Annotated in this window: 24 protein-coding genes; 11 read left to right on the top strand and 13 right to left on the bottom strand. The window is 63.2% G+C overall.

The window, feature by feature from the left end:
* Positions 1-16: 16 nt before the first annotated feature.
* On the bottom strand, positions 17-2,050 hold the full coding sequence (locus AC1D0I_RS15375; protein WP_477396114.1) for an ABC transporter ATP-binding protein/permease: 2,034 nt from the start codon (positions 2,048-2,050) through the stop codon (positions 17-19).
* Between the two features lie 424 nt (positions 2,051-2,474).
* Here AC1D0I_RS15375 and AC1D0I_RS15370 point away from each other — a divergent pair, with 424 nt between their 5' ends.
* The 3 genes from AC1D0I_RS15370 to AC1D0I_RS15360 are packed head-to-tail and all read left to right on the top strand — an operon-like array spanning position 2,475 to position 5,720.
* Positions 2,475-3,029 (top strand): winged helix-turn-helix transcriptional regulator, encoded by a 555-nt coding sequence (locus AC1D0I_RS15370; protein WP_477396112.1) that lies wholly within the window; start codon positions 2,475-2,477, stop codon positions 3,027-3,029.
* Positions 3,026-4,150, top strand: coding sequence for an HlyD family secretion protein (locus AC1D0I_RS15365; RefSeq protein WP_477396110.1), 1,125 nt, complete (start codon positions 3,026-3,028; stop codon positions 4,148-4,150). The genes AC1D0I_RS15370 and AC1D0I_RS15365 overlap by 4 nt, the downstream gene beginning before the upstream one ends.
* A gap of 7 nt (positions 4,151-4,157) precedes the next feature.
* Entirely contained in the window at positions 4,158-5,720 is a 1,563-nt protein-coding gene (locus tag AC1D0I_RS15360; protein ID WP_477396108.1) for a DHA2 family efflux MFS transporter permease subunit, read from the top strand.
* 50 nt (positions 5,721-5,770) lie between these two features.
* On the opposite strand, the gene AC1D0I_RS15355 is transcribed toward AC1D0I_RS15360, so the two are convergent.
* From AC1D0I_RS15355 to AC1D0I_RS15335, 5 genes are all read right to left on the bottom strand, one after another.
* Positions 5,771-7,081 (bottom strand): hemolysin family protein, encoded by a 1,311-nt coding sequence (locus tag AC1D0I_RS15355; RefSeq protein ID WP_457154052.1) that lies wholly within the window; start codon positions 7,079-7,081, stop codon positions 5,771-5,773.
* Positions 7,082-7,238: 157 nt separating this feature from the next.
* Positions 7,239-7,946, bottom strand: coding sequence for an LssY C-terminal domain-containing protein (locus AC1D0I_RS15350; protein WP_477282410.1), 708 nt, complete (start codon positions 7,944-7,946; stop codon positions 7,239-7,241).
* A gap of 85 nt (positions 7,947-8,031) precedes the next feature.
* The gene (locus tag AC1D0I_RS15345; RefSeq protein WP_477396106.1) at positions 8,032-8,838 is read right to left on the bottom strand and encodes an extensin-like domain-containing protein; all 807 of its coding nucleotides are present in this window, start codon (positions 8,836-8,838) and stop codon (positions 8,032-8,034) included.
* A gap of 116 nt (positions 8,839-8,954) precedes the next feature.
* The gene (locus tag AC1D0I_RS15340; RefSeq protein ID WP_477396104.1) at positions 8,955-9,986 is read right to left on the bottom strand and encodes an extensin-like domain-containing protein; all 1,032 of its coding nucleotides are present in this window, start codon (positions 9,984-9,986) and stop codon (positions 8,955-8,957) included.
* 177 nt (positions 9,987-10,163) lie between these two features.
* Positions 10,164-10,589 carry a DUF3775 domain-containing protein gene (locus AC1D0I_RS15335; protein ID WP_184874603.1) on the bottom strand — a complete coding sequence of 142 codons (426 nt, stop codon included), beginning with the start codon at positions 10,587-10,589 and terminating at the stop codon, positions 10,164-10,166.
* A gap of 145 nt (positions 10,590-10,734) precedes the next feature.
* Here AC1D0I_RS15335 and AC1D0I_RS15330 point away from each other — a divergent pair, with 145 nt between their 5' ends.
* Both AC1D0I_RS15330 and greA read left to right on the top strand, forming a co-directional pair.
* A complete protein-coding gene (locus AC1D0I_RS15330) occupies positions 10,735-11,271 on the top strand; it encodes a tetratricopeptide repeat protein (protein ID WP_095090919.1) in 537 nt (178 codons plus the stop codon).
* A gap of 307 nt (positions 11,272-11,578) precedes the next feature.
* Entirely contained in the window at positions 11,579-12,052 is a 474-nt protein-coding gene (gene greA, locus AC1D0I_RS15325; RefSeq protein ID WP_477396102.1) for a transcription elongation factor GreA, read from the top strand.
* A gap of 251 nt (positions 12,053-12,303) precedes the next feature.
* Here greA and waaC read toward each other — a convergent pair whose 3' ends face one another.
* The 3 genes from waaC to rfaD are packed head-to-tail and all read right to left on the bottom strand — an operon-like array spanning position 12,304 to position 15,199.
* Positions 12,304-13,272 carry a lipopolysaccharide heptosyltransferase I gene (gene waaC / locus AC1D0I_RS15320; RefSeq protein ID WP_477396100.1) on the bottom strand — a complete coding sequence of 323 codons (969 nt, stop codon included), beginning with the start codon at positions 13,270-13,272 and terminating at the stop codon, positions 12,304-12,306.
* Positions 13,269-14,276: a lipopolysaccharide heptosyltransferase II gene (gene waaF / locus AC1D0I_RS15315; protein ID WP_477396098.1), complete on the bottom strand. Its 1,008-nt coding sequence runs from the start codon at positions 14,274-14,276 to the stop codon at positions 13,269-13,271. Before waaF ends, waaC begins: the two co-directional genes overlap by 4 nt.
* Positions 14,249-15,199: an ADP-glyceromanno-heptose 6-epimerase gene (gene rfaD, locus AC1D0I_RS15310; protein ID WP_095090923.1), complete on the bottom strand. Its 951-nt coding sequence runs from the start codon at positions 15,197-15,199 to the stop codon at positions 14,249-14,251. The genes waaF and rfaD overlap by 28 nt, the downstream gene beginning before the upstream one ends.
* Positions 15,200-15,362: 163 nt before the next feature.
* Here rfaD and AC1D0I_RS15305 point away from each other — a divergent pair, with 163 nt between their 5' ends.
* From AC1D0I_RS15305 to AC1D0I_RS15290, 4 genes are all read left to right on the top strand, one after another.
* Positions 15,363-15,995, top strand: coding sequence for a LysE family translocator (locus AC1D0I_RS15305; RefSeq protein ID WP_477396096.1), 633 nt, complete (start codon positions 15,363-15,365; stop codon positions 15,993-15,995).
* Between the two features lie 140 nt (positions 15,996-16,135).
* Positions 16,136-17,629: a D-glycero-beta-D-manno-heptose-7-phosphate kinase gene (rfaE1, locus tag AC1D0I_RS15300; RefSeq protein WP_477396094.1), complete on the top strand. Its 1,494-nt coding sequence runs from the start codon at positions 16,136-16,138 to the stop codon at positions 17,627-17,629.
* A gap of 7 nt (positions 17,630-17,636) precedes the next feature.
* Positions 17,637-18,209 carry a D-sedoheptulose-7-phosphate isomerase gene (locus tag AC1D0I_RS15295; protein WP_477396092.1) on the top strand — a complete coding sequence of 191 codons (573 nt, stop codon included), beginning with the start codon at positions 17,637-17,639 and terminating at the stop codon, positions 18,207-18,209.
* A gap of 15 nt (positions 18,210-18,224) precedes the next feature.
* Entirely contained in the window at positions 18,225-18,860 is a 636-nt protein-coding gene (locus tag AC1D0I_RS15290) for an HAD-IIIA family hydrolase (protein WP_477396090.1), read from the top strand.
* Between the two features lie 66 nt (positions 18,861-18,926).
* Here the strand turns inward: AC1D0I_RS15290 and AC1D0I_RS15285 are convergent, their stop codons facing one another.
* Positions 18,927-19,721 carry a glycosyltransferase family 2 protein gene (locus AC1D0I_RS15285; RefSeq protein ID WP_477396088.1) on the bottom strand — a complete coding sequence of 265 codons (795 nt, stop codon included), beginning with the start codon at positions 19,719-19,721 and terminating at the stop codon, positions 18,927-18,929.
* Positions 19,722-19,968: 247 nt separating this feature from the next.
* A complete protein-coding gene (locus AC1D0I_RS15280; protein WP_095090929.1) occupies positions 19,969-20,448 on the bottom strand; it encodes an Lrp/AsnC family transcriptional regulator in 480 nt (159 codons plus the stop codon).
* A 252-nt stretch (positions 20,449-20,700) separates the two neighbouring features.
* On the opposite strand from AC1D0I_RS15280, the gene trxB reads away from it, so the two are divergent.
* Both trxB and AC1D0I_RS15270 read left to right on the top strand, forming a co-directional pair.
* Positions 20,701-21,675: a thioredoxin-disulfide reductase gene (trxB, locus tag AC1D0I_RS15275; protein WP_477396086.1), complete on the top strand. Its 975-nt coding sequence runs from the start codon at positions 20,701-20,703 to the stop codon at positions 21,673-21,675.
* A gap of 79 nt (positions 21,676-21,754) precedes the next feature.
* A complete protein-coding gene (locus AC1D0I_RS15270) occupies positions 21,755-22,651 on the top strand; it encodes a LysR family transcriptional regulator (RefSeq protein ID WP_095090930.1) in 897 nt (298 codons plus the stop codon).
* 45 nt (positions 22,652-22,696) lie between these two features.
* On the opposite strand, the gene AC1D0I_RS15265 is transcribed toward AC1D0I_RS15270, so the two are convergent.
* Positions 22,697-23,194 (bottom strand): methyltransferase family protein, encoded by a 498-nt coding sequence (locus AC1D0I_RS15265; RefSeq protein WP_477228158.1) that lies wholly within the window; start codon positions 23,192-23,194, stop codon positions 22,697-22,699.
* Positions 23,195-23,915: 721 nt separating this feature from the next.
* Entirely contained in the window at positions 23,916-25,967 is a 2,052-nt protein-coding gene (locus tag AC1D0I_RS15260; protein ID WP_477396084.1) for an elongation factor G, read from the bottom strand.
* Positions 25,968-26,144 lie beyond the last annotated feature (177 nt).

The following is a 26,144-nucleotide window of genomic DNA, read 5'->3' as shown; positions in this document are numbered from 1 at the left end:
ACCGCTTTACCCATGGTCACGCTGCCTTTCGGCCAGAGCCCCACAAGGCGCGCCCGATCAAGTTGCGTCTGCCCTTGCGTGGGACAAGATCGACATCGCTGACGAGCTTTGCGCCGCCCTCGCGCCGCTCCAGCGTGATCTTGCGGCTATGGAAGGCTTCCAGCTCGGCGCGATGCGCTACACTTATGATAGTCACCTTCGGCAATTCTTGGATAAGCACCTCCATCATCTTGCCCTGGCTCTTCTCATCGAGCGCTGCGGTTGCTTCATCCAGCACGATGATGTCGGGGCTGTGCAGCAGGAGACGCGCGAAGGCGAGCCGCTGCTTTTCGCCACCCGACAAGGTCTGGTCCCATGGCGCGTCGTCCTCGATCCTGTCGGCGAGATAGGCGAGGCCCACCCTATCAAGCGCAGCCTTGATCTCCTTGATCGTCCAGTTGTCAGCGGCGGCGGGATAGGCGACTGCGCGGCGAAGCGTGCCTGAGGGGATGTAGGGTCGTTGCGGCAACATGAACAGCCGCCTGTCGGCGTGGAAATTGACGCTGCCGCCACCCCATGGCCACAGGCCCGCGACGGCCCGCACCAGCGTGCTCTTGCCTGAACCAGATTCGCCGGCGACCAGCACCCGCTCGCCCGGTTCGATCACCACCTTGGTTTCCTTGACTACGGACGTGCCGTCGTCGAGCGTCACGGAGAGATTGTCGATGCTGAGCATCGCACCGTCTTCGGTTTCGCCGCGCTGGATGCGTCCCAGGGCGTCGCTCTGCTCGGCGCGCTCGAGCCCATCGAGCGACATCATCAGCGAGGCGATGCGCCTTGCCGAGGCGTTCCAGTCGGCGAGACGGGGGTAGTTGTCGACCAGCCATCCGAATGCGCCCTGCACGATGGCAAAGGCGGAGGCAGCCTGCATGACCTGTCCAAGTGTCATGCTGCCTTCGAGAAACTTTGGAGCGCAAAGCAAAACCGGCACGACCGGCGCAAACAGGCTCGACCCTTGCGACACCAGTGCGGTGCGCATGTGCTGGCCTGTGAGGAGCGCCCATTGTCTGAGCACATGGGCGAACCTTTTGTCGATGCCGCTGCGCTCCTCCTCCTCGCCGCCGAGCAACGCGATACTCTCGCCGTTCTCGCGCACGCGCGTCAGCGTGTAGCGGAATTCGGCTTCCGCCTGGTTCTTTTCCTCGGAGAGGTGGACGAAATGGCGGCCAATCACCGCCATCGAAGTGGACGTGATCGCGGCATAGATGATCGCCGTGATGACGAGGAAGCCGGGAACCGTGATGGTCGAACCCGAGACTGTGAAGCTCAGGGCTCCGCCGATCGTCCACAGCACCACGATGAAGGTCGAGGCCGACAGAAACGCGTTGATGACACCGGCGGTGAAGTCGACCGGGGATTCGGTGGCAATCCGCAAATCCTCCGAAACGCGGGCTTCGGGGTTCTGATGGTCGCCGCCGACGAGGTTCAACTGATAGTAGCGGCCGTTCGCAAGCCAGCGCGCGATGACCGCGGTGGTGAGCCAGGAACGCCAGCGGCGCTGAATCGTCATGCGAAGAAAGACTTGCGTAACGACAAGGCTTCCGCTTCCGAGCACCAGCGGCACGAAAACGGCGCTCAGGAAATACACGGTGTGGGCATCGCGTTGCTCAAGGGCGTCGAAAATCGCCCGGTTCCAGCGATTGATCCCATACTGGAAGCCGACGTTCACGCATATCAGGATCAACAGCCCGATCGTGAACGGCCAGGCGAGCCTGTCGCCGCCGCGGCCCCAGTAACCGCGCGCACTGATCCAGAAGCGCTTCAACAGATATCTCTTGCGCGCCTGCTCGGCCTTTTCTGGCGTCAGTTCCGGATCGGGTTCGATGACATCGGGCGGCGGCGCGGCCTGGCCATTGACCTCGGGCGCGGCATGCCCGTCGACCTCGGGCGCGGCATGCCCGTCGGCCTCGGGCGCGGCTTCGACAGTCGATGCCTTTTCCTGGCGCGACTTTTCAGCTCCGCGTGGTTTGGCACCGTTGACAGATTTCGGCTTGGATTTGACCCCGGACATAGGCCGACAACGGCTTAAAAATCAAAAGGTTTCATGGATGTCAGCGCTTCTCGACAATTATCAGCGCGGCTTGGCAGGCGGGTGGCGAGGAGCTTGTCGATGAAACGCACGCGGGCCGGCATGGGGCCGGCCCGCCGCGGCCATTCAGGCTACCGCCGGGATGTGACGCGGGCCGGTGAGCATGCCGAGGCCAAGGCCTTTGGTCGAGCACATGACCCTATCATTTTGACGTGACGTCGTCGCGATCCGTATCCACAGCGTAGTGCACGGCGCTGCCGTCCATCCGATGGGCGGAATCGACGTCTTGGTGTTTTAGCCGATCTCCGTTGAAAACCGGGTTCCAGCCCTCGATCCTCACAAGTCACTTGCATAATGCAATCCACTAGGCTATGAGTCACTTTCATTTTGAAAGAGACCAGCGACAATGGTTGCCAAAACAAGCTTCGAAACCCGCCCATGCCCCATCGCGCGCAGTCTCGACGATGTGGGTGAGTGGTGGAGCATTCTGCTGCTGCGGGATGCGTTCCAGGGCCTGACGCGCTTCGACCAGTTTCAGAAGAGCCTGGAGATTGCGCCCAACATTCTGACGCGGCGGCTGAACAGCCTGGTCGAGCGCGGCCTGTTCGAGAAGCGCGTCTACTGCGAACGGCCGCTTCGCCATGAATATGTGCTGACCTCCAAGGCGCGCGATTTCCGCCCGGTCCTGCTTTCCTTGCTCGCTTGGGGCAACAAGCATCTGGCGCCCGAGGGCCCCAGCCTCGTCGTTGTGGACAAGGCTGACGGGCGCTGGGCCGAGCCGGTGCTGGTCGATCGCCAGACCGGCAAGGAACTCGACAGCGAGGACTTCGCCATGGCAACGGCACCCAAGGCCACCGATCGCATGCGGCGGCGATATCGCTTCAGCAGCGAAGGCTCAGGCCTTCCGCTGGTCGACAACGCGTTGCTTCAGCACAGCCAGGACGAGGAGCGCGGCAGATGAACAAGGTCCTCTCGCCGGCCGAATTGCAGCCATCGGTCGCCCAAAATCTCACGCCTGCCATTTCCGTTGCCGCCACTCCCATGCCCGCCGGGAAGCGTCGCAGGCCGCTGCTGATGTTGGCAGGCCTTGTCGTGATCGGCGTCGCCGGCTGGTACGGCGTCCAGTGGTGGCAGGCCGGCCGCTTTCTCGTCTCGACCGATGACGCCTATGTCGGCGGCAACGTCACGCCGCTGGCGCCACGGGTCGCCGGTCATATCGACCAGATCCTTGTCGAGGACAACCAGCATGTCGAGGCGGGTCAGCTCGTGATCCGCATCGACGACCGGTCCTTCAAGGCGGCGCTGGAACATGCCGAGGCATCGGTCCAGCAGCAACAGTCGGCTCTCGACAACCTTCATGCCCAAATCTCGCTGCAGAATTCGGTGATCGAGCAGGCCGAGGCCGATCTCGAGGCCAAGAGCGCGGCCGCCGTTTTCACCGCTCAGGACGCGAAGCGCTATGAGGTGCTGGCCAGCACCAGGGCCGGTTCGCAGCAGGACGCCGAGAGAAGCTTTGCGGCCGATGGCCAGGCCAAGGCGTCGGTCGCCGCCWCCCGTGCGGGACTTGCGGCGGCGAAGCAACAGCTCGACGTCCTCAACACACAGATCTCGGAAGCAACCGCCGCGGTCGCGGCAGCCAAGGCCGATGTCGACACCGCGCAGCTCGATCTCGGCTTCACCGAAATCCGCTCGCCCATCGATGGCATCATCGGCAACAGGCTGGCGCAGGTCGGCACCTATGTTTCACCCGGCAGCTATCTCCTGACGATCGTTCCGGCATCGGGGCTTTGGGTCGACGCCAATTTCAAGGAAGACCAGCTACGGCAGATGGCCGAGGGGCAGCCGGCGACGGTCTATACCGACATTGCACCCGACGAGCCGCTCAAAGGACATGTCACCAGCCTGGGGCCGGCAACCGGGGCCATCTTCAGCGTGATCCCGCCGCAGAACGCGACCGGCAATTTCACCAAGATCGTCCAGCGTGTTCCCGTCAGGATCACGATCGACCAGGACCAGGCGCAGAAAGTTGCGCTCAGGCCAGGTTTGTCGACCGCCGTGACCGTCGATACCGCGTCGCACTGAGAACGCCATGTCAGAGCGCGCCGTCCCGCAATCCTTCCTGGCGAGCATCCTGCCGTTCATGGTGATGTGCGTGGGGATGTTCATAGCGCTTCTCGACATCCAGATCGTCGCGTCCTCGCTCCAGGATATCGGCGGCGGCCTGTCGGCTGCCCAGGATCAGATCGGCTGGGTGCAGACATCCTACCTGGTGGCGGAAATCATCGTGATCCCGCTATCGGGCTGGCTCACGCGCGTGTTCTCGACCCGATGGCTTTTCACCATCTCGGCCGCCGGCTTCACCCTGGCAAGCATGCTTTGCGGATTGGCCTGGAACATCGAAAGCATGATCGCTTTCCGCGCACTGCAGGGGTTGCTCGGCGCGTCGATGATCCCGACTGTCTTCACCTCGTCGTTCCACTATTTCCAGGGTCCGAGGCGTGTCTATGCGGCCGCGGTGGTTGGCAGCATCGCTTCGATCGCGCCGACGCTCGGCCCCGTCATCGGCGGCTGGATCACCGATACATTGAGCTGGCATTGGCTTTTCTATGTCAACGTCATTCCCGGCACCATCATCACGATCCTCGTTGCCGTCCTGGTCAAGATCGACGAACCCGATCCGTCCCTTTTGAAGGGCGCCGACTACATCGGCATCGTCCTGATGGCGGTCAGTCTGGGCACACTTGAATATGTTCTTGAGGAGGGTTCGCGCTGGAACTGGTTCGATGATGCGACAATCCGCAATGGCGCCATCCTCGCCGGGATCACCGGGGTTCTGTTCGTCGTCCGTAGCCTCACCTATTCGCAGCCGGTGGTCGATTTCCGCGCCTTCGGCAACCGCAATTTCGCGATCGGCTGTTTTCTCTCGTTCATCACCGGCGTCGGCATCTTCGCCACGATCTTCCTGACGCCGCTGTTTCTCGGTTACGTGCGCGGCTACGACGCCCTGCAGACCGGGCTGGCGGTCTTTTCCACCGGTGTCGCTTCGATGGTCGGCGTCCCCGTCTACATCTTTCTCGCCAAGCGCTTCGACACGCGCTGGCTGATGATGTTCGGGCTTGCCTCCTTCGGCGCGTCGATGTGGAGCTTCAGCGCGATCACCAGCGAATGGGGCGCCGCGCAGCTGCTTCTGCCGCAAATCTTTCGTGGCTTCCCGCAGGTCTTCGCGGTCGCGCCGAGCGTCAATCTCGGCCTCGGCAGCCTGCCGCCCGAACGGCTGAAATATGCCAGTGGCCTGTTCAACACGATGCGCAATCTCGGCGGCGCGGTCGGCATCGCCGTTTGCGGCGCCATCCTGAACGACCGCACCAACTTCCATTTCCTGATGATCGCATCGCACCTGACGCCACAGAATGAGGCCGCCATGCGCCTCGTCGACGGCGTCGCGCTGCGCTATGGCCAGATCCCGGGCGCAGTGGCCGACGGTCACACTGCTTCGCTGAAACAGCTGTGGCAGCTGGCTTATCGCGAGGCATCCACGATGGCTTACGCGGATGCGTTCCTGGTGATCATGAGCGCGTTCGTCATCGCGACGGCTCTCGTACCGTTCCTGCGCAACGTCACACCTAAGGCGCCGCCTCCGGACGCACATTGAGGCGGATCGAAGCGAGAACGAATCTGACAGGAGCCAGCAGCGCCTGACGGTCAGCGCACGGCTTCTCGGTGCGAGCCGGGCAGGCGGGTTGCGATCAGCTTGTCGATGCGGCGGCCGTCGAGATCGACCACCTCGAAGCGCCAGCCCTGCGCGTCGACGCATTCGCCGGTCGCCGGCAGATGGTGCATGTGCGCCAGCACGTAGCCGGCGACGGTCTCGTAGTCGCGGTTTTCCGGCAGGTCGAAGCCCAGAATCTCGGCCATTTCGTCGGCCTGCATGTAGCCGGCGAGCAGCCATGAGCCGTCCTCGCGCTTGACGGCATTCTCCTCGTCGCCGGCATCGATGTCCGCCCTGAAGACGCCGGTGATGGCTTCGAGAATGTCGGCCGGGGTGACGATGCCTTCGAAGTGGCCGTACTCGTCATGCACCAGCGCCATCGGCACGTCGGATTCCTTGAGCTTCTGCAACACGTCCAGCGCGTCGGCCTGGTCATAGACGATCGGGGCGGCGCGCGCATGCCTGCGCGGGTCGAGCACATGGCCGGCAAGCAGCGCGGCGAGCACGTCGCGCGTCTGGACGACGCCGACCATGACGTCGACGCCACCGTCGCCCGCAGGCAGGCGCGAATGCTGGGTCTCCATCAAAAGCTTGCGGATGGTACTCTCGTCGGACTGCAGATTGATCCAGTCGACCTCGGTGCGCGGCGTCATCACAGCGCGTACGGCGCGATCGCCAAGCCGCATGACACCGGCGATCATGCGCCGCTCGTCGGATTCGATAGTGCCGTGGTGCTCGGCCTCGGCGACCAGCATCTTGATCTCCTCGTCGGTAACCTTCTCCTCGCTTTCGCCGCGCTGGCCGAGCAGCCACAATATGGCACGGCCGGAAATGTCGAGCAGGAAGACCAGAGGAGCCGAGACGGTGGCCAAGATGGTCATTGCCGGGGCCGCCCGCGCGGCCACGCGCTCGGGATCGCGCAAGGCGATCTGCTTGGGCACCAGCTCGCCGACGATCAGCGAGAAATAGGTGATGACGGCGACGACGATGCCGACGCCGACCGGATCGGCGACGTTTTCGCGCATGCCGGTCGAGGCCAGGAAGGTGGCCAGCCGGTCGCCTAGCGTGGCGCCGGAAAACGCGCCGGAGAGAACGCCGACCAAAGTGATGCCGATCTGCACCGAGGACAGGAACTTGCCGGGATTGGAGCCAAGCTCAAGGGCCCGGCCGGCGCCGTTGACGCCGCGGTCGATCATCGCCTTGAGCCTGGCCGGGCGCGACGAGACGATGGCGAGCTCGGACATAGACAAAAGGCCGTTCACACAGATGAGGACGACCACGATAGCGATTTCGACGTATAGCATGAGCGGTCAATAGCATTGCGGCGCGGCTTTCGAAAATAGTCCGCCAAGATTTTTAGAGGATGACAGTGACGGCTCTCAACCGATGTCGTCTGCGGCATCGGGCTCACAGCCAATTTTCAGGTCGATCCCGGACCATCTGGTCTCAGAACACATGATCTCACGGCAGTTGCTTCAACACGCCGACAACGGCCTCGCCGTCGGTGAAATAGGGATCGCCGCCGCCATTGCGCCCGCTGCTGGTGGCGCCGATGCCGGCCATGTCCCTGGTCGAGATCAGCGTGCCGGCGGTGGCCAGATCGCGCATCAGGAAATTGCGTTCGGCATCGATGTCGGGGCCAATGTGATGGGTGATGGCGCCGGTATCGTGGCTCAGCCCCACGCCGCGATCGAAGCTGGCCGAACCGAGCCACAGCGGCCGGCCGTCGTCGCCGCTCGCGCCTGTCTGCCAGAGGCGGACATGATGACGCCGGTCGGCGCTGGCTCCCACCGGCTTTTCGAACGCAAGATCCTGGGCTCGGCCGTCGAACAGCAGCCGGCTGACCGGCGCATCGGGATAGGGATGGTCGAAGAGCACGCTTTCACCGATCTCGATCGCGGTCGTCAAGGTCACCGCGTCGGCAGTGTCCCAGCCGGCGACGGCGAAGGCATGGACCACTTCCTTCTTGGTGCCGACAAGGCCGACATTGATCGGATCACCCGGAATGCCCTGCGGCGTGTGCGTCACCATCTCGAAGCGCTGGGTGCGAAAGCCGCGATCCCGGAATGTCCAGAATTCCGGCGCGGCGAAATAGGCGAGCGCCAGATAGGCGGCCAGGAACGCCGCCACCCAGATTGCAATGCGTCGCCGAAAACTTCGCTGGCTCATCACCGTCGCCCGAACGTTCCGGCATCACTCTATGCGATGTCGTGTTTCGCCGGCAAAGGGCGTCGACATGCTGTTGTCCGACTCTCTAGCGGCAGGCGCGATAACCGTTCCTGCGGTTCTTGATGTCGAAGTGGAAGTGGTTGCGGTGGTCGTAATTGTAGCCGGGGCCAAGCACGGTGGTGAAATACTGGCAGCCGTCGGCGCGCACATTGTTGAGGAAACCGCGGGTGCGGAAGGCGAACAGGCCGGGCTTGCGCACGTCGATGTCGTCGCCATTGTTGAGCTCGATGCTCATCACGTCGAGCGCGTTGCCCTTACCGTGCTCCGACAGCACGCCTTCGCCGGCAATGTTGCGACAGGAATAGCTGGAACCCTGGTGGATGGTTTTGACGCCGGAGAAATAGCGCCAGCGGGCGGAGGGAACGAGTTCGTTCTTCGTCCAGCCGGCGAAGGTCGCGGCCATGTCGCAGGTCAGCGTGGCGGCAGGCTTCATCTGGATGCTGCCTATGGCAGTGACCTTGACCGGATAATCGATGCCGCACTGACCTTCATGGATCGGCGCCAGGTCGGTGTAGGCGACATCGAGGCGCTTCAACTGCTGGCGGCAGTCGGTTTCGCTGGCCGGCATCTGCTCGACCGGCGACATCGGCTCATCCATGCGCGGATAGGCGGCGCTCGTCATATAGGGATTGGACGGAACAAGCTTCTGCATGCCCGTGTATTGCGGCACTGCAGCGGTCTGCGAGCCGACATCGACGGCCGGTTCAAGTGACAGCACGCTGCCGGTGTTGCAAGCCGAAACCGCCCCGAGGGCAAGGCCGGCGGCGACCATCGCAGCACGTTTCGATTGGCGCGCGGCGGTGGAAAACACGACGCGAAATTTGCCGGCCATTGGCGGAATCCCATTCACGGATATCCGGCATTTTAACGATCAAGGGTAAAGGAAAACTCAGCGCCCGTGTTCATGCCTGCGGCCGAATTGCGGCACGCAGTGTCGGCCCACCAGGCTCACTGGCAGAAGGTGCCACCATGCCGGCGCGGTTCGAGATCAAGATGGAAATGCAAGGCATGGTCGGGGTCGGCGCCTGGTCCGAGCACGGTCTTGAACGGTCCGCAGGCGGCCTTGCGCACGGCGTTGAGGAATTTCGCGTCCTTTTCCGGCGGCGCCGGGCCGACTTCGATCTTCTTGCCGTCCGACAGTGTGAAGCTGGCGATGTCGAGCGCGTTGCCGAAGGCGTGTTCCGACAGTTTTCTCGTGCCGTGGCGCGGCCGGCAGACAAAGGCCGATGCCTGGCCGATCGATTGCAGATCCGCGCCGAATTCGGCTTTCGCCGCCGGCTGGATGACGTCAGCGGCGAAACGCGCCGCAGCTTCGGCCATCGGGCAATTGAGCTCGGTGCCGGGGCCGATGGCGATCGACTTGCCGAGTGTCTTCAGCACGATCGGGTAGGGGATCGAGCAGCCGATGTCGGGATTGCTTTCTGCCTTGTGTTCCTCGAATTCGACACCGAGCGTCTTCAGCCGCTCGCGGCAAGAGACTTCCTCGTCGGGCACCTTCTCGTCGGGGAGATCGGCCGAGCGCGGGTCGGGCAGCATTTTCTCGTCGCCTGCATCCGCCGGCTTTTGCGGTGGCTGCGGGGCGACGGCCGGCGGCTCAACCTCGGGCTCCACGGTCCCAGGCTTTGGTGGTGGCGTCGGCGCCACGGAAGGCGGCTCCGGTTCGTTTTCCGTATCGGCCGATGGTTCGGGGCGGGGCGGCTTTTTTTGATGCGACTTATCTTGATTGAGCCGGTCAGCTGCTCCGCCGGTCTTTGGAGCTTGCGCCTTCAGCTCGTCCTTCTTTGAAACGTCGGCCTTCTGCGCGTCTGGGGGACGTGGCTCCGGCACCGGAACCTCGGCTGGTGATGCCAGCGGATCCTGCGTTTTCTGCTGTATCTGTGTCGGGCCCGGCGTGACGTGCTGAGAGCCCCGCCGTTTCAGCCGATGCTTGCCCCGCGGTTCCAGCGGTTGGTCGGCCCGCAGCGACATCGGCTGCTCCACCTGGGGCTTGTGGTGCCGATGGCGATGTCTGGCCTCGGCGGGCGCAACCAGCACAGCCGCGATGGCTACGACCAGTGCAATCCTGCAGGTTTGGGAAAAGACAATCGACCCCATGGCCGTCAACGGCGCGGACGCAAGGAGGTTGCCTTGGCCCCATCACGAACGGTAACCACGATGTTACGCGCCGATCGCTTCCAGCCCTTCCTCCAGCCAGTCGGCAAGCAGCGGCATGCCGAGCAGGTACTTTGCCGTGCGTTTGTTGGCGCGTTCGCGCGCCGCGGCAAGCGCATCCGCCCATTCGGTGCCATCGTAGTCGCCGCGACCGATCCAGGCCAAGGCGATGAGTTCGGCTGCCTCATCGACATTGAGGTCGTTGATCAACTCACGCAGTTCTTCCTCGGTGAGGTTTTCGGAACTTTCCTCGGCGAGGCCGTCATGATGGTGGTTGGCATGGGCCTCGCCGTCGAGTTCGACCTCATGCTCGGCGCCACCGGCATAGTCTTCATTGACGGCCGCACTCAATGCCTTGGCCTTGAGGATGAACAGGCGCACGGTGTCGGGGCCGATCGAAAGCTCCCAATCCTTTTCAAGGCGCCGCTGCACATTCCGTCTCCGTCAGGTCGTTTGCTTGAATGATAGCGGATTTGCAGCATCCGTCACCTGATGTTCTCCGATATGCTTTTTTTCCGGGATGAAACCGAGGGCGTCCGGCGTTAGTGTTGCATTCTCACCCCTCAAGGAGGCTTCGATGCATAAAAGAATGCTGATCCAGGCGGCGACTGCCCTTGTCGCACTGCAGTTCCTTGCCGTTCCGGTGTACGCCGCCGGCAGTAGCGGCGGCAGCGACCAGACCGTGACCCAGTGCAAGAAGGGCCAGGTCTGGGACAAGAAGAAGAAAAAGTGCGTCGCACCCCAGGAAGGCATGCTGGATGACGACAGCATCTATGATGCCGGGCATTCGCTCGCGCTGGCCGGGCGCTATGACGAGGCGATCGCCGTGCTCAGCCTCGCTGCCAACAAGCAGGATCCGCGCATCCTCAACTATCTCGGCTATTCGCACCGCCATTCCGGCCGCGTCACCGTCGGCCTCGGCTATTATGAGGAAGCGCTGCGCATCGACCCCAACTACACGCTGGTGCGCGAATATCTCGGCGAAGCGCATCTGCAGATCGGCGATCTGGCCGGTGCGCAGCAGCAGTTGATGGAAATCGAAAAGCGGACCGGCAAGGGTTCGCGCGAATACGGTATGCTGTCGGAGCAGATCGACCATTTCATGCGGAGCTGATTTCGGCGCCCAATATTTCTCAATCCGGCCGCGAGCGATCGCGGCCGGATTTTTTGTTGCCGGCCATCGCCGGTTCGCATCGGCCGCGACAGTATTTGCGAAAGCAGCGACCGGCATTTGTGAAAGCCGGAGAACATTTTCGCAAAACCGATTTTTGGGCGTGAAAAACCTGCGAAGATTGCTATATTCAGGGAAATTGCGGTGAAACGGTTCCGTTAGCCCGAGGCTCTCGGACCGTTTTCTTTTTGTACCCATTGACAAGGCTTTCCCCGAAACGCGGGGGTGGCAGCAGGAAAGGTCAGGCATCATGAACAAGGTCCCGATGACAGGCGAGGGGTTCGCGTCATTGAAGGAAGAGCTGCGCTGGCGCCAGCAGGAAGAGCGGCCGCGCATCATCGAGGCGATCTCCGAGGCGCGCTCGMATGGCGACCTTTCCGAAAATGCCGAATACCATGCCGCAAAAGAGGCGCAGAGCCTCAATGAGGGCCGGGTCAACGAGCTTGAAGATTATATCGCGCGCGCCGAAGTGATCGATGTCAGCAAGCTCAGCGGCGACAAGGTCAAGTTCGGCGCCACCGTGGTGCTGGTCGACGAGGACACCGAGGAAAAGAAGACCTACCGGATCGTCGGCGACCAGGAAGCCGACGTGAAGTCCGGCCGCATCTCGATCTCCTCGCCGATCGCGCGCGCGCTCATCGGCAAGGAAGTCGGCGACGCCATCGAGGTCAACGCGCCAGGCGGCGCAAGGGGTTACGAGATCGTCCAGGTGCAGTTTATCTAGGCGATTTGAGAAGCGCCGACTTGCTTTTCAAGCCAAGGCTGGCGCCGCCCCTCATCGCCCTGCCGGGCACTTCTCCCCGTATAGCGACGGGGAGAAGGACGCCTTCACCGATGATTTCGCTAATTTTCAGCGTTTGCAAACATCCGCCAACTTTGCGCTCTGCTCCCTTCTCCCCGTCACTATACGGGGAGAAGGTGCCGGCAGGCGGATGAGGGCAGCACTAACCTTTCCAATTGAATTGATTGAATAAATCAATCCGCCTGGCTACGCTCCAGCAGCCTCTCTGCCTCCGCTACCGCTTGCCCCGGCGTTACATGGTCCCCGGGTGCGGCCAAAAGCGTTGACGCGTATGGCCCGCGCGGCCCGGTCAAACCCGGCTCGGTGGCAAGAAAAACCGCAACCGTCGGCAGGCCGAAGGCGCTGGCGAGATGGGTCAGCCCGGTGTCGGCGCCAATGACCAGCGTCGAGCGGCCGATGATCGCGGCGATGTCGGAGAGCGGCGATTTGGGCACCACGACCGTTGACGGAACAGCCCCGGCGATCGCTTCGGCGACAGCCTTTTCGCGCTCGTTCGACCATGTGGTGACCGGCGTCGTTTCCCTTTCAACCAGCAGGCGGGCGGTTTCGATCCAGTCTTTGACCGGCCATTTCTTGTCTTCGCGGCTGGTGCCGTGCAGCAGCAATGCGATTCTGCCACTGATGCCGGCCAGACTGCCGGGCGGCGGGACGATGCCGGAGTCCAGCCTCGAAAGATCGGGCTTGTAGCCGAGCGCCAGCCCGAACAGCCGCCGCGTGCGTTCGATGGCGTGCAGGTCGCGTGGCACGGCGTAGGTGACGTCGTAGACCAGCGTCGCAGAAGGTTCGCGCGCGCTCGACCGGTCGAAGCCGGCGATCGGCGCACCGGCCTGCCTGGCCACCAGTGCTGATTTCAGCAGGCCCTGTGCATCGATGACGAGGTCGTAGCGGCAATCGCGCAAGGTGCGGCGCAAGGCGGCCGCTTCGCGCCATGTGCCGCCGTCGAGCAATGTCTTGCGCCAGCGCCGGATCGCCACCGTGTGGATCCTGTCGATCGCCGGATGCAGCGCCACGATGCCGGCGAATGCCTCTTCCACGCACCAGTCGAAGGTTATGTCGGGCCTGACGAGGCGGGCATCCTCGACGGCTGGAAAGGTGTGGATGACGTCGCCCATCGACGACGTCTTGACGATGAGGACCTTCATGCGGCTGCCGGGATTTCCAGCAGGCGTTTCGCCGCCGCCACGACCTGCTCCACTTCAAGCGTCTTCAGGCAGTTGAGGTGGCCGAGCGGACAGACCTTCTGGTGGCAAGGCGAACAGGACAGGCCGAGCCAGACCAGTTCGCACCGTTCCGCCAGCGGCGGCGTATTCTGTGGCGAGGTCGAGCCGTAGACGGCAACGATCGGCGTGCCGACTCCAGCCGCGACATGCATCAGCCCGCTGTCGTTGGACACCGCCAGCCTTGCCGCCGAGATCAGGTCGATGGCGTCCTCCAGCCGCGTCTGCCCGGCGAGGTCGACAACGCCGGGGGCGAGGGCGGCGATCTCTGCCGCCACGTCGCGGTCGTTCTTCGAACCGAACAGCGCGACCTTCAAACCCTTCGCCATAAGATCACGGGCAAGCCCGGCATAGCTCTCGCTCGGCCAGCGCTTGGCCGGGCCGAACTCGGCGCCAGGCATCAGCGCTGCGAATTTCTGGGGCGCGAGCCCGAAGCGGTCGAGCAGGGCGGCCTGGTTCTTCGCGTCAACGGTCAGGCGTGGCGGCCGGAAACTGCCGCCCTGGGCGAGGCCGAAATAAGCCTGCGCCGTGCGTCGTTTGACGCTGTCTGGCAGCGGCATGATGTCGGTCAGCAGGCCGTAGCGCATTTCGCGCAAATAGCCGAAACGGCGCGGAATGCGGGCAAAGAACGGGATCAGCGCCGATTTCCAGCTGCCCGGCAGGACATAGGCCATGTCGTAGCGGCCGCGCAGCAGTCGGCCAAAACGCCGGCGAATGGTGAATTCCAGCGCGCCGGGCTTGAGCGGAAAGTCGATCTGCTGGCGGATTTCGGGCATGCGCTTGACCAGCGGCGCGGCCCAGGCCGGCGCCAGCACATCGATCGCGGCGTTGGGATGAAGCTCTTTCAGCGCCGAAAACAGGCACTGCGCCATCACCATGTCGCCCACCCAGCGTGGGCCGATCACGAGGATCGTTGGGCTTTCAGCCATTCGACATAGTCTCTGACACCGGTTTCCACTGTCCGGAATTGGCCATTGTAACCGACCGCGCGCAAACGGGACATATCAGCTTGCGTAAAGCTCTGGTAGCTGCCCTTGAGATGGTCGGGAAACTCGATGAATTCGATCTCGCCCTTACCCAGCGTGTCGATGACGGTTTCGGCAATGGCACGGAAGGGCTGGGCGCGACCGGTGCCGCAGTTGAAAATGCCGCTCGATCCGCGCTTCCACAGCCACAGATTGACGTCGGCAACGTCGCCGACATGGATGAAATCGCGGCTTTGCTCGCCCGGTCCGAAGCCATCATAAGCGCCGAACAGTTTCGGGTTCTCGCCCCGCTCGACCTGGTTGAACAGGTGGAAGGCGACCGAGGCCATGGCGCCCTTGTGCGCCTCGCGCGGACCGTAGACGTTGAAGTAGCGCAAGCCCACAACCTGCGCATGATCGGTGTCGAAGACGGTGCGCCTGACATAGTCGTCGAACAGCTTCTTGGAATAGGCATACACGTTGAGCGGCCGCTCGAGCGCCGGGTCTTCGCGAAACTCTGCGCCGCCGCCATAGACGGAAGCCGAAGAGGCGTAGAGAAAGGGCACGCGCAGCGCTTGGCAGGCATGCAGCAACCGTTTCGAGAAGGCGTAGTTCACCTCCATCATGAACTTGCCGTTCCATTCGGTGGTGGTCGAGCAGGCGCCCTGGTGGAACACGGCCTCGATGCGGCCGAACGAGCCAGCCTCCATACGGCCCAGGAAATCGTCCTTGTCGAGATAGTCGGCGATGCGCAGATCGGCGAGATTGGCGATCTTGTGGCCATCGGTGAGGTCGTCGACGACGAGGATGTCGTCATGGCCTTCGGCATTCAGCGCCGCGACGATGTTGGAGCCGATCATGCCGGCGCCGCCCGTGACGATGATCATGTTGTTGGCCCTGATACGCGTTTCACTTGCCGATTCCGGCCCTTATAAGGGAGGCAGGGTGGGCTGTCGATAAAGCAGGTGCGAAGCGGATGTCACAGTGGCGCCGCAAAGCTTCCGCTTCAGTCTGTTTGTGCCACCCGGGACGATCGTGAGGGACAGAAGAATGCCGTCGACCGAACTGCTCATCGCGTTTTTCGCCACCACGGCGATCTTCGCCTACATTCCCGGCCCGGCCATGCTCTACGCCGCCGCGCAGACGATGGCGCGCGGCCGCTGGTCCGGCCTGACGGCAGCACTTGGCATTCATCTGGGCGGCTATGTGCATGTCTTTGCCGCTGCCGCAGGCCTGTCGGTGCTGTTTCACGCCGTGCCGCCGCTCTACCTGGCGGTCAAGCTGGTCGGCGCGCTCTACCTGATCTGGCTCGGCGTTTCGCTGTTCCGCAAGCGCGTCGAGGGCGACATGGCGCTGCCCGCGATCGAGCGGAAATCGGCGCGGCGCGCCTTTTTCGAGAGCATCACCGTCGAGGTGCTCAATCCCAAGACGGCGATCTTCTTCATGGCCTTCCTGCCGCAGTTCATCGACACCTCGGCGGCGCTACCGGTCTGGCTGCAGTTCGTCGTGTTGGGCACCATCGTCAATCTGATGTTCTCTTCGGCCGATATCGTCTGCGTGTTCCTGGCCGGTGCCGTGATCGGCCGCTTGCGGCGTTCGAGCCGTGCACAGCGCCTGATGCAGCGGGCCGGTGGGGCGGTGCTGGTCGGGCTGGGTGTCCATGTCGCCCTGCAGAAGACCTGACCGCCCGGCCATCGTGGTCATGGCCAGCCGTTGCGCTGCGTGGATTTGCGGTATATCGGCTTCGCCATGAACGAACCGGCCCTTCAATCGATGATTACCCGCAAGGTTGAAATCGGCCATTTCCACGCGTTGCCAGTGACATGATCAAGCACAATCCGCCTTCTCCCGAACCCCTGCACCGCGCCATCGCACGGTTTGGCCAGGCCACCGTGCTGGTGGTCGGCGACTTCATCCTCGACCGGTTCGTCAACGGCGTCATCGAGCGGATCTCGCCGGAAGCGCCGATCCCGGTGCTGCACCGGCGCGGCGAAACCTCGACGATGGGCGGCGCCGGCAATGTCGTCGCCAACATCGTCTCGCTTGGCGCATCCGCCGTTCCCGTGTCGGTGATCGGCACTGATGCTGCCGGCAACAATCTCGTGCGCATGCTGCGCGAACTCGGCGCCGACACTGCCGGCCTGGCGCAGGTGCGTGGCCGCATGACCTCGTCGAAGAGCCGCTTTAGTGCGCTCAACCAGCAGGTGCTGCGCTTCGACGAAGAGGAGATCAAGCCGCTCGATGTTGCGGAGCGCGACGGTTTGATCCGGCATTTCCGCGCGGCGCTGACGCGCGCCGACATCGTCGTCCTGTCCGACTATGGCAAGGGCATATTGCTCGACGGCGTCGCCGGCGACTTGATCGCCATCTGCCGTGAGGCGGGAAAGCCGGTGCTTGTCGATCCGAAGGGCCGCGACTATGCGCGCTATGCCGGAGCGACCGCCATCACCCCCAACCGCAAGGAGCTTGGTGAAGCTGTCGGCCATGCGGTGTTCGCCGATGACGAGATCGTGGCGGCGGCACGCCAGCTGATTTCAGCGCATGGCTTCGATTTCGTCGTGGCGACGCGCAGCGAAAAGGGCATGAGCGTGGTCGACCCGACCGAGGCGCGCCATATCGCCACCCAGGCGCGCGAAGTGTTCGACGTTTCGGGCGCCGGCGACACGGTGATCGCGAGTTTTGCATTGGCGCTGGCGGCGGGTGCCGACCCTGTCGCGGCGGCATCGATCGCCAATGCCGCCGGCGGCGTCGTGGTGGGCAAGCGCGGCACCGCGCGGCTGACGGTCGAGGAGCTCACCGGTGCGCTGTTCCGTTCGCACGGGCCGACCGCCCACAAGGATGCCATCCTCGACGCTACGTCGGCCGCGCGCATGGTCGCGGCGTGGAAGGAGGAGGGCTTGAGCGTCGGCTTCACCAATGGCTGTTTCGACATCCTGCATGCCGGCCACGTCAGTCTCTTGCATGCGGCGCGCAGCCAGTGCGACCGGCTGGTGCTTGGCCTCAACAGCGATGCTTCGGTGCGGCGGCTGAAGGGCGCCGGGCGGCCGGTCAATGACCAGCATGACCGCGCCTGCGTGCTCGCCGCCCTTGCCTCGGTCGATGCGGTTGTGGTGTTCGAGGAGGACACGCCCCTGGCGCTGATCGAAGTGCTGCTGCCCGATATACTGGTCAAGGGCGCCGACTACACGATCGACACCGTGGTCGGTGCCGACGTGGTGCAGAAGGCGGGCGGCCGCGTCGTGCTGATCGATCTCGTCGCCGGCAAAAGCACCACCAACACCATCGGCAAATTGCGCGCCGGCGGCACCACAAGCTGAGGAATTCATGTCTGACCTGAACGACTACTTGGTCCGCTCGGCGGCCGCGATTTCCGCCATGGTCGAGCGCGACCTGACGAGCGAGATGGAGCGGGCGGTGAGCGCCATCGTGACGGCTCTTTCGCAGGGAAAAGCCTTGCTGATCTGCGGCAATGGCGGCTCGGCCAGCGATGCCATCCACATCGCCGGCGAACTGGTCGGCCGCTTCCTCAAGGAGCGCAAGGCCTACAATGTCATCGCACTCCCGGCCAATGCCGCGGTGCTGACCGCCTGGGGCAATGACTATGGCTTCGACACGGTGTTTTCGCGCCAGGTCGAGGCGCATGGCTCGGCGGGCGGCGTGCTGCTGGCAATCTCGACCAGCGGCAATTCGCCGAGCATTCTCGCCGCTGCCGAGCAGGCGCGGATGATGGACATGACGGTGATCGGCCTGACCGGCGACACCGGCGGCAAGCYCAAGCCGCTGTCGGACATCCTGCTCAACGTGCCCTCGACCTCGACCCCGATCATCCAGCAGGGGCATCTGTGCCTCTATCATCATCTGTGCGAAGTGGTCGAAGCGCGTCTCAGCAATGGCTGACAGGTCGTGGTCGTGATGCCCGAACCCTATCCGCTCCAGGAGCCCGGACTGTGGGTCGAGCGGATCGATAGCAGGATTTTTCCGACCGGTACGCCTGCGCTGTTTCTCGACCGCGACGGCACCATCAATCTCGACACGGGCTATCCCGATGACCCGGCCGAAATGGTGCTGCGCGAGGATATCGCCGCTGCGATCGGTGCCGCCAATCGGGCCGGCATTCCCGTCATCATCGTCACCAACCAGTCGGGCATCTCGCGCGGCTACTACGGCTGGACCGATTTCGCCGCCGTCAATGGCCGCGTGCTCGACCTGCTGCGCGCCGACAACGCGTTCGTGGATATGGTCCTTGCCTGCGCCTATCACGAGGCGGGCGAGGGGCCGCTTGCGATCGCCGATCATCCGATGCGCAAGCCCAATCCCGGCATGTTGCTGGAGGCGGCCAAATGTCTCGGGCTCGATCTGCAGCGATCGCTGATCGTCGGCGACAAGCCGGCGGACATGGAGGCGGGACAGCGCGCCGGACTTTTGCAGGGCTGGCTGGTCGACGGCGAAGCGGCCGTTCAATCGGGCTTTACAGTCCAGCCCTGGCGCGACCACGAGGATCTGGGTGGCCTGCTCGCCGCAATAGCGGCACTCGGCACCGTGTCATGATCTCGAAAAGTGGAATCCGGCTTCGGGCAAGATCATGATCATGCTCAAGCACCATCCGTGGCGGCCTCAAGTCGGATCGTTGTCTCGCGAAGCTTCGTAAAGCTTGGCCTCGGTGGCGAACGAATACACCATCACCATCATCGAATAGACGAAGCCATGCCGGCCGCAAAGGAAATAGCGCTTGGCCAGGTAGAACTTCAGGAAGTTGCCGAGCGGCGACAGGACCAGCCTTATCAAGCCTGGCTTCTTGCCTCTCTCGACCAGCGTGGCAACCTTGAGGCTGGAGTAGGTGTTGGCCCTTGCCAGATCCTCCACGACAGTCATTTCGCGGCGATGCAGCAACACGCCATTTTCAATCGTACCGGTTTCGCCCGGCACCTCGAACGATTCATGGACCCGCAGGTCAATGTCCATGGTGGCCTTGTCGCGGCGGAACAGACGCAGCAGCCTGTTGTGCAGCACCCAGCGGTGCGCATAGCCATAGCCTTTCAGCTTGTCGCGGCGTCTTACGAACCATCCGTCGATGGCCTCGTTGTGAGGCTGCGTCACGGTCACGATCRACCGCCTGAGCAGGGCGTCGACGGCTTCATCGGCTTCAATCGAAAGGCACCATGGCTGCGTGGCTTGATCAAGCGCGAATTGCCGCTGACGTGGGAAACCCGGCCAATCGTTGTGAAACAGCCTTATCGGGTAGCCCTTGGCGATGAACTCCTGAATGACGTCCACGGTGTTATCCGTCGAACCTGAATCGACGACGACGATGTCGGCGCAGAAGTCGACGCTCTCCAGGCACGGGCCGATCATGTCGGCTTCGTTCATGCAGATGATGAGCGCCGAAACCGGGCTAGAAAATCGAGTCATGATCCCACTCTACAGCACACTGTTCTGTGAAATTACGCTGCTTGCGCCATCTGTTGTTACGCAAGCCCTGTCGAAAAACCCGTCACACTTTCCTGAAATTGCATTAGGAAACCAACAAAGCAGCCACGTCCGTCAGAACGCTCCGGCTTTCTACACCAGAGCCTGTCGAATGCGAAAGCGGCCCTGGTATGGCGAAGCCGGGAATTCGCATCGAGCGGGGACGATGTGGTGCTGCCGTCGACCAGCCTCAAGGCTGTGCAAACGAGACCAGCCCCTCGTCCTTGACCCGGCGGATGGTGAGCGCGGTGCGCACCGTGTCGACATTCGGGGTCGAAGTCAGCTCCTCGATGACGAAGGTCTGGAAGGCCCCCAGGTCGCTCGCCACACAGTGCAGCAGGAAATCGGATTCCCCCGATACCATCCAGGCGTCGCGCACGATCGGCCAGCCGCGGGTGCGCTCTGCAAAGGTGCGCAGTTCGGCGTCGGCCTGGTGATGCAGGCCGATCAGGCAGAAGGCAACGACATCGAGGCCGAGCGCCGGCGCGTTGAGCAAGGCGCGGTAGCCGCGGATGATGCCGGCTTCCTCCAGCCGCTTGACGCGGCGCAGGCACGGCGGCGCCGAAATGCCAACGCGGTTCGACAGTTCGACATTGGTCATGCGCCCATCGGCCTGAAGCTCGCGCAGGATCTTCCAGTCGATGGCGTCGAGATCGGCCTTGAGCGGCATGAGGGCTCTCGATAAGTCAGGGGCAATACGCAAGAATCTTGCGTGATCTTGTAATTAAACGACTTCGCTGTCCATTCCATCCCTCGCTCGGAATATTTCGGCCGATCAAAGCGGCGACAGGGGTGCGACAAAGCTTTCCGGGGACGAATGCCAACCTGCCTTGCTGGCGCCGTGGGCAACACTTACATTACGCGCGATATCGACGAGTTTTCCATGCCGCAATTGTCGGCAGCCCTCCGCAGAGGCTTCCAGATGACCACCAAGCACGCGCCCGTTCTCATCATCGGTTCCGGCCCCGCCGGCTATACGGCGGCGGTCTACGCCGCCCGCGCCATGCTGAAGCCGATGCTGGTCGCCGGCCTGCAGCAGGGCGGGCAGCTGATGATCACCACCGATGTCGAGAACTATCCCGGCTTCGCCGACCCCATCCAGGGTCCGTGGCTGATGGAGCAGATGCTGAAGCAGGCCGAACATGTCGGCACCGACATCATCAACGACATCATCACCGAGGTCGACCTCAATGTGCGGCCGTTCCGCGCCAAGGGCGATTCCGGCACCACCTACACCGCCGACGCGCTGATCATCGCCACTGGCGCGCAGGCCAAATGGCTGGGCATTCCGACCGAACAAACCTTCATGGGCTTCGGCGTGTCGGCCTGCGCCACCTGCGACGGCTTCTTCTACCGCGGCAAGGATGTCGCTGTTGTCGGCGGCGGCAATTCGGCGGTGGAAGAGGCACTCTACCTGTCGAACCTCGCCAAGAGTGTGACGGTCATCCATAGGCGCAGCGATTTCCGCGCCGAGCGCATCCTGCGCGAGCGGCTCCTGAAGAAGGACAATGTCCGTATCATCTGGGACACGATCGTCGACGAGATCACCGGCCGTCCCGGCAAGGCGCCGCTGCCGCCTTCGGTCGAAGGGCTGAAGCTCAAGCATGCGGTGACCGGCCAGGAAACACATCTCAAGGTCGACGGCGTGTTCGTGGCCATCGGCCACGCGCCGGCGGTCGAATTGTTTGCCGGCAAGCTGAAGCAGAAGCCGAACGGCTATCTGTGGACGGCGCCGGATTCGACCCGCACCGACGTTCCCGGCGTGTTTGCGGCGGGTGACGTGACCGACGACATCTACCGCCAGGCGGTGACCGCAGCGGGGCTCGGCTGCATGGCTGCACTCGAGGCGGAGAAGTATCTGGCCGGCATCGAAGTGCACCGTGAAGCGGCGGAATAAAGAGTTCAGAAGGCGACTTAGAAACGCCGTGTAAAAGCCTGATTTTTCATTCAGACGCCAAAACAGAACGAGGGGTAGCATGGCGTTGGACTGGGACAAGCTACGCGTGTTTCACGCTGCGGCGGAGGCAGGGTCGTTTACCCATGCGGCCGAGACATTGCATCTGTCGCAATCGGCGATCTCGCGGCAGGTCAGCGCGCTCGAACATGATGTCGGCGTGCCGCTGTTCAACCGCCATGCCCGCGGGCTGGTGCTGACCGAGCAGGGCGAAATGCTGTTCCGCACGGCGCATGACGTGCTGATGAAGCTCGAAACCATCAAGTCGCGGCTGACCGAGACCAAGGATCGCCCCTCCGGCGTGCTCAGGGTGACGACCACCGTCGGGCTGGGCGCCGGTTGGCTGACCGAGCGGGTGCAGGAGTTCATAGAGCTCTATCCCGAAATCAGCCTGCAGCTGATCCTCGCCAACGAGGAACTCGACCTCACCATGCGCCAGGCCGATTGCGCCATCCGGCTGCGCCAGCCGCAGCAGCCGGACTTGATCCAGCGCCGCCTGTTCACCGTACACTTCCACCTCTATGCCTCGCCCACCTATGTCGCCAAGCACGGCAAGCCGGCTTCGGTGGCCGAGCTGAAGAGCCATCGCATCGTCACCTTCGGCGTGCCGGTGCCGTCGCATCTGTCGGAACTGAACTGGCTGGAAACGATTGGCGATTTCGAAGGCGGACAAAGGGTGCCGACGTTGCAGATCAATGACATATTGTCGATCAAGCGCGCGGTGCAGGGCGGCGCCGGTATCGCCATGCTGCCCGACTATGTGATCAACAAGGATTCCGACCTGGTGCAATTGCTGCCGGAGACCGAGGTGCCGTCATTCGACACCTATTTCGCTTATCCGGACGCGATGAAGAACCAGGCCAAGCTGCATGTCTTTCGCGATTTCATCATCGCCAAGGCGCGTAGCTGGTCTTTCTGATCCACCCCTGGCGTCCGACTTTCTGGTCTTCATCCAGTTCTAGAATCACCCCCGCCAGGGCGTCAGCCGCGGCAGCCAGGCGGGCACGGCGCGGCGATAGATTTCGTATTGCGCGCCGTAGCGGCGGGCCAGTGTCGGCTCCTCGTAGAGCCGGACGAACGACACCATGGCGATCGCGCCGATGGTCGCGTAGGCGGCAAGCGTCAAACTCGAGAACAGCAGCGCCTGGCCGAGGATAATCGACAGCACCGCGACATACATCGGGTTGCGGACATGGCGGTAGATGCCGCCGATCACCAGTCTCTCGGTCGGTGCAACCGGAGCGGGCGTGCCCAGCCCCTCGAGCGCAAAGCGGCCGAAGGCATGCAGCAGTGCAGCGATCGCGGTGACGATCAGGAGCCCGCCAACAGGCACAAAGCCCGGCAGGCTCGACCATGGCAAGCCCCAGCGATCGGTCAACAGCCAGGGCACCAGCCCGGCAACCACGCCGGGCGCGGCGATGAAGAATGCCGCGCTGCCGGCGATCGCCGAAAACGTCCGCATTGGGTGCTTCCTCCCTGACTGCCTGATAAATGAACGGCTGCTGCCTGCTTCCACATCATTGCGCGGTTTTGGCATTTGGGCACAGAAATCGATCGCGATTGGCGATTCTGTAGTGAGAATCGCGCCTCCTTACACTCCGTTTTGCTGATTTTGCTGGTCCTATAGGTCTCGGATATGGGTTAGACCACAGCCTGCGTCTTTTTGCATGCGTGTGTTGCAAAATAGATGCTTGTTTCTTGGGCATGATGAGCACATATATAGATCATCTCCTGGGCGCGTTCTCCTCCCATTAGCGCCCTAGAGTGTTCCCCTCTGGAGGTTAGCCTTAACAGGCACTTCCAATCAAACTCAGCCGGATCTTCGTTGATCCGGCTTTTTTGTTGCCCGAGCCCTGCCGGAGCAACTCGAAAAGTCATCAGAATTGCCACGTAACAGTGACATGTAACCTCAGGTAACATGACATGGACGCCCGACACGTGCTATCCACACCATAGGACGCGGTGTGGTCGTGCGGGAGATGGGGGCATCACTCGAACGGCCCGGGCTCAGGCGGCTACCGCGTCCGAACCATTTTCGCTGCCGAAGCTCGGCGGCGCCAGATGCGGCGGACCTTCCGTTTTGCCTCCTGGGAAACGGTCCGCGAATAAAACGACGTCCGGTCCCCGCCGGGCGTCGTTTTCATTTGGCCCCCCTCGAACCGGGGTTCGAGGGGAAGACCGAATCAGGCAGCCTTGCCGTTGGCATTCATCGCTTCGTCGGCGAGACGCCCGGTGAGTTCGGCCATGTGGTCGAAGACGGCGCGGTAGCTGGCGACGCCAGCGGTCGCCGAGCGCAACTCGATGATCAGGTCGCCGATCTCGGCCTGCGGCATGGTCGCCTCGACAACATCCCATCCCGGCCAGTCAGGCCGCGCATCATAGCCGAGGATCTGGCCGCGCCGCTGCGGGATGAGCGCGATGATCTTCGAGGTCGCGTCGGAGGGCGTGACGATCTCGACCTTCATCACCGGTTCCAGAAGCACCGGCGAGCAGGCGGCCATGCCTTCCTTCATCGCCAGTCTGGCCGCCATCTGGAAGGCCATGTCGGAGGAATCAACCGCGTGGTAGGAGCCGTCCGAGAGGTTGACGGCGACATCGACGACGGGAAAGCCGAGCGGCCCCGACTTCAGATAGTCGCGCACGCCAGTCTCGACCGACTGGATATAGGTCTTCGGCACGACGCCGCCGGTGATGGTGTCGGTGAACTGGAAGCCGGAGCCGCGCGGCAGCGGCTTGATCTCGATCACCACGTCGCCGAACTGGCCATGGCCGCCCGACTGTTTCTTGTGCCGGCCGCGCTGCTGCGCCGATTTGCGGATCGTCTCGCGATAGGGCACCGCCGGCGCATGACCTTCGACCGGGATCTGGTTCTTGCCTTCCAGCCGCTCGCGCACGACACGCAGATGCATCTCGCCATGGCCCGACAGCACGGTCTCGGCCGAGTCCTGGTTGTGGCGCAGGCTGAGCGAGGGGTCTTCCTCTGCCAGGCGCTGGATGGCGGCCGACATCTTCACTTCGTCCTTGCGCTCCTTGGGGCGCAGCGCGAAAGCGAAGACCGGCTGCGGCGGCTCGAACTCAAGCAGCGGCTTGATGCCGCCCTTGGCCGAACTCAGCGTCTGGCCGGTCTTGACCTCATCCAGCTTGCCCAGCGCCACCGTGTCGCCGGCCTTGGCGATGGTGAGCTTGAACTGATCCTTGCCGAGCATTCGGTAGATGCCGGAAACCTTCGCCGTGTTGCCGCTGGGCAGCCAGAGTTCGGAGCCGTCGACGACCTGGCCTGACAGGATGCGCGACACCGACAGCTTGCCGCCATGCGGCGTGTGGATGGTCTTCATCACCTGAGCCACTGTGGCCGCGCCGTCGGGGGCGCCCAGCCGCTTGCGGGTCGCCTCGATGTCCGGCGCGTCGTGGCGGATCGCCTTCAAGAGGCGCAGCACGCCATTGCCTTTCTCGGCTGTGCCGATCAGCACCGGCGTCACCGCGCCATCGCGCAGATCGGCGGCGAGGTCGTCGAAGATGGCGTCCTTGGGCGGCTCGATCTCCTCGAGCAGTTGTTCCATCAGTTGGTCGTCATGATCGGCCAGCGTCTCCAGCATGGAGAAGCGCGCCTCCAGTTCGCGCGCCTTGTCATCGCCAGGTATTTCGGCCACTTCGCTTTCGGCATATTCGCGATAGATGTAAGCGCGCTCCAGCGCCAGATCGATCGAGCCGATGACGACGCCATCCTTGCGCAGCGGAATCTGGCGCAGCAGCAGCGGCACGGCGCTGGCCGGCTGCAGCATCTTCAGCGTGTCGCGCACGCCGGCGATTGCCTTGTCGACCTTGTTGAGGAACAGGATGCGCGGCACGCCGAGATCGTCGAGCCTGCGCATGATCAGCTGCAGGGCAGGGATCTTCTTTTCGTCGGCCTCGGCAACGACCACAGCGAGGTCGCAGGCGGCCAGCACCGGCTCGGCCTCGAAGGAGAATTCGATGGAGCCGGGACAATCGACGAAAGTAAGCTGCTCGCCCATGAATTCGGTGGTGGCGAAGGTCGCCTCGACGCTCATCGCGTGGGCCCGCGCCTCTGGCGAATGATCTGAAACGGTGTTGCCCGATGAGACGGGGTTTTGTCGGGGGATTGAGCCCGTGCGGGCCAATATGGCTTCGAGAAGTGTCGTCTTACCGCTGGCGAAGGGACCGATTATGGCAATGCATTTCGGTCCCGTGCGTCGTCCTCCGGCGCGAGTACCCATGACTGACCTCCACTCAGGCGTTTCCCGTAGGACCGACTGGCATGCATGGTTCAGGCTTGGTCAATCGGTCCTGAGCGGCGGCCGGCCTGTTCGACCGTCGCGGGCGGGGTTCTTTTGGTTTGGCCACCTGCCCGAAGCCATCGTCCCACTTGTTTGCCGGCAGGGCAAGAAAAATAG

The organism is Mesorhizobium sp. P2_D1 (assembly GCF_056404455.1).
The sequence above is the reverse complement of the archived record's forward strand: the minus strand, read 5'-3'. Positions and strand labels throughout refer to the sequence as shown.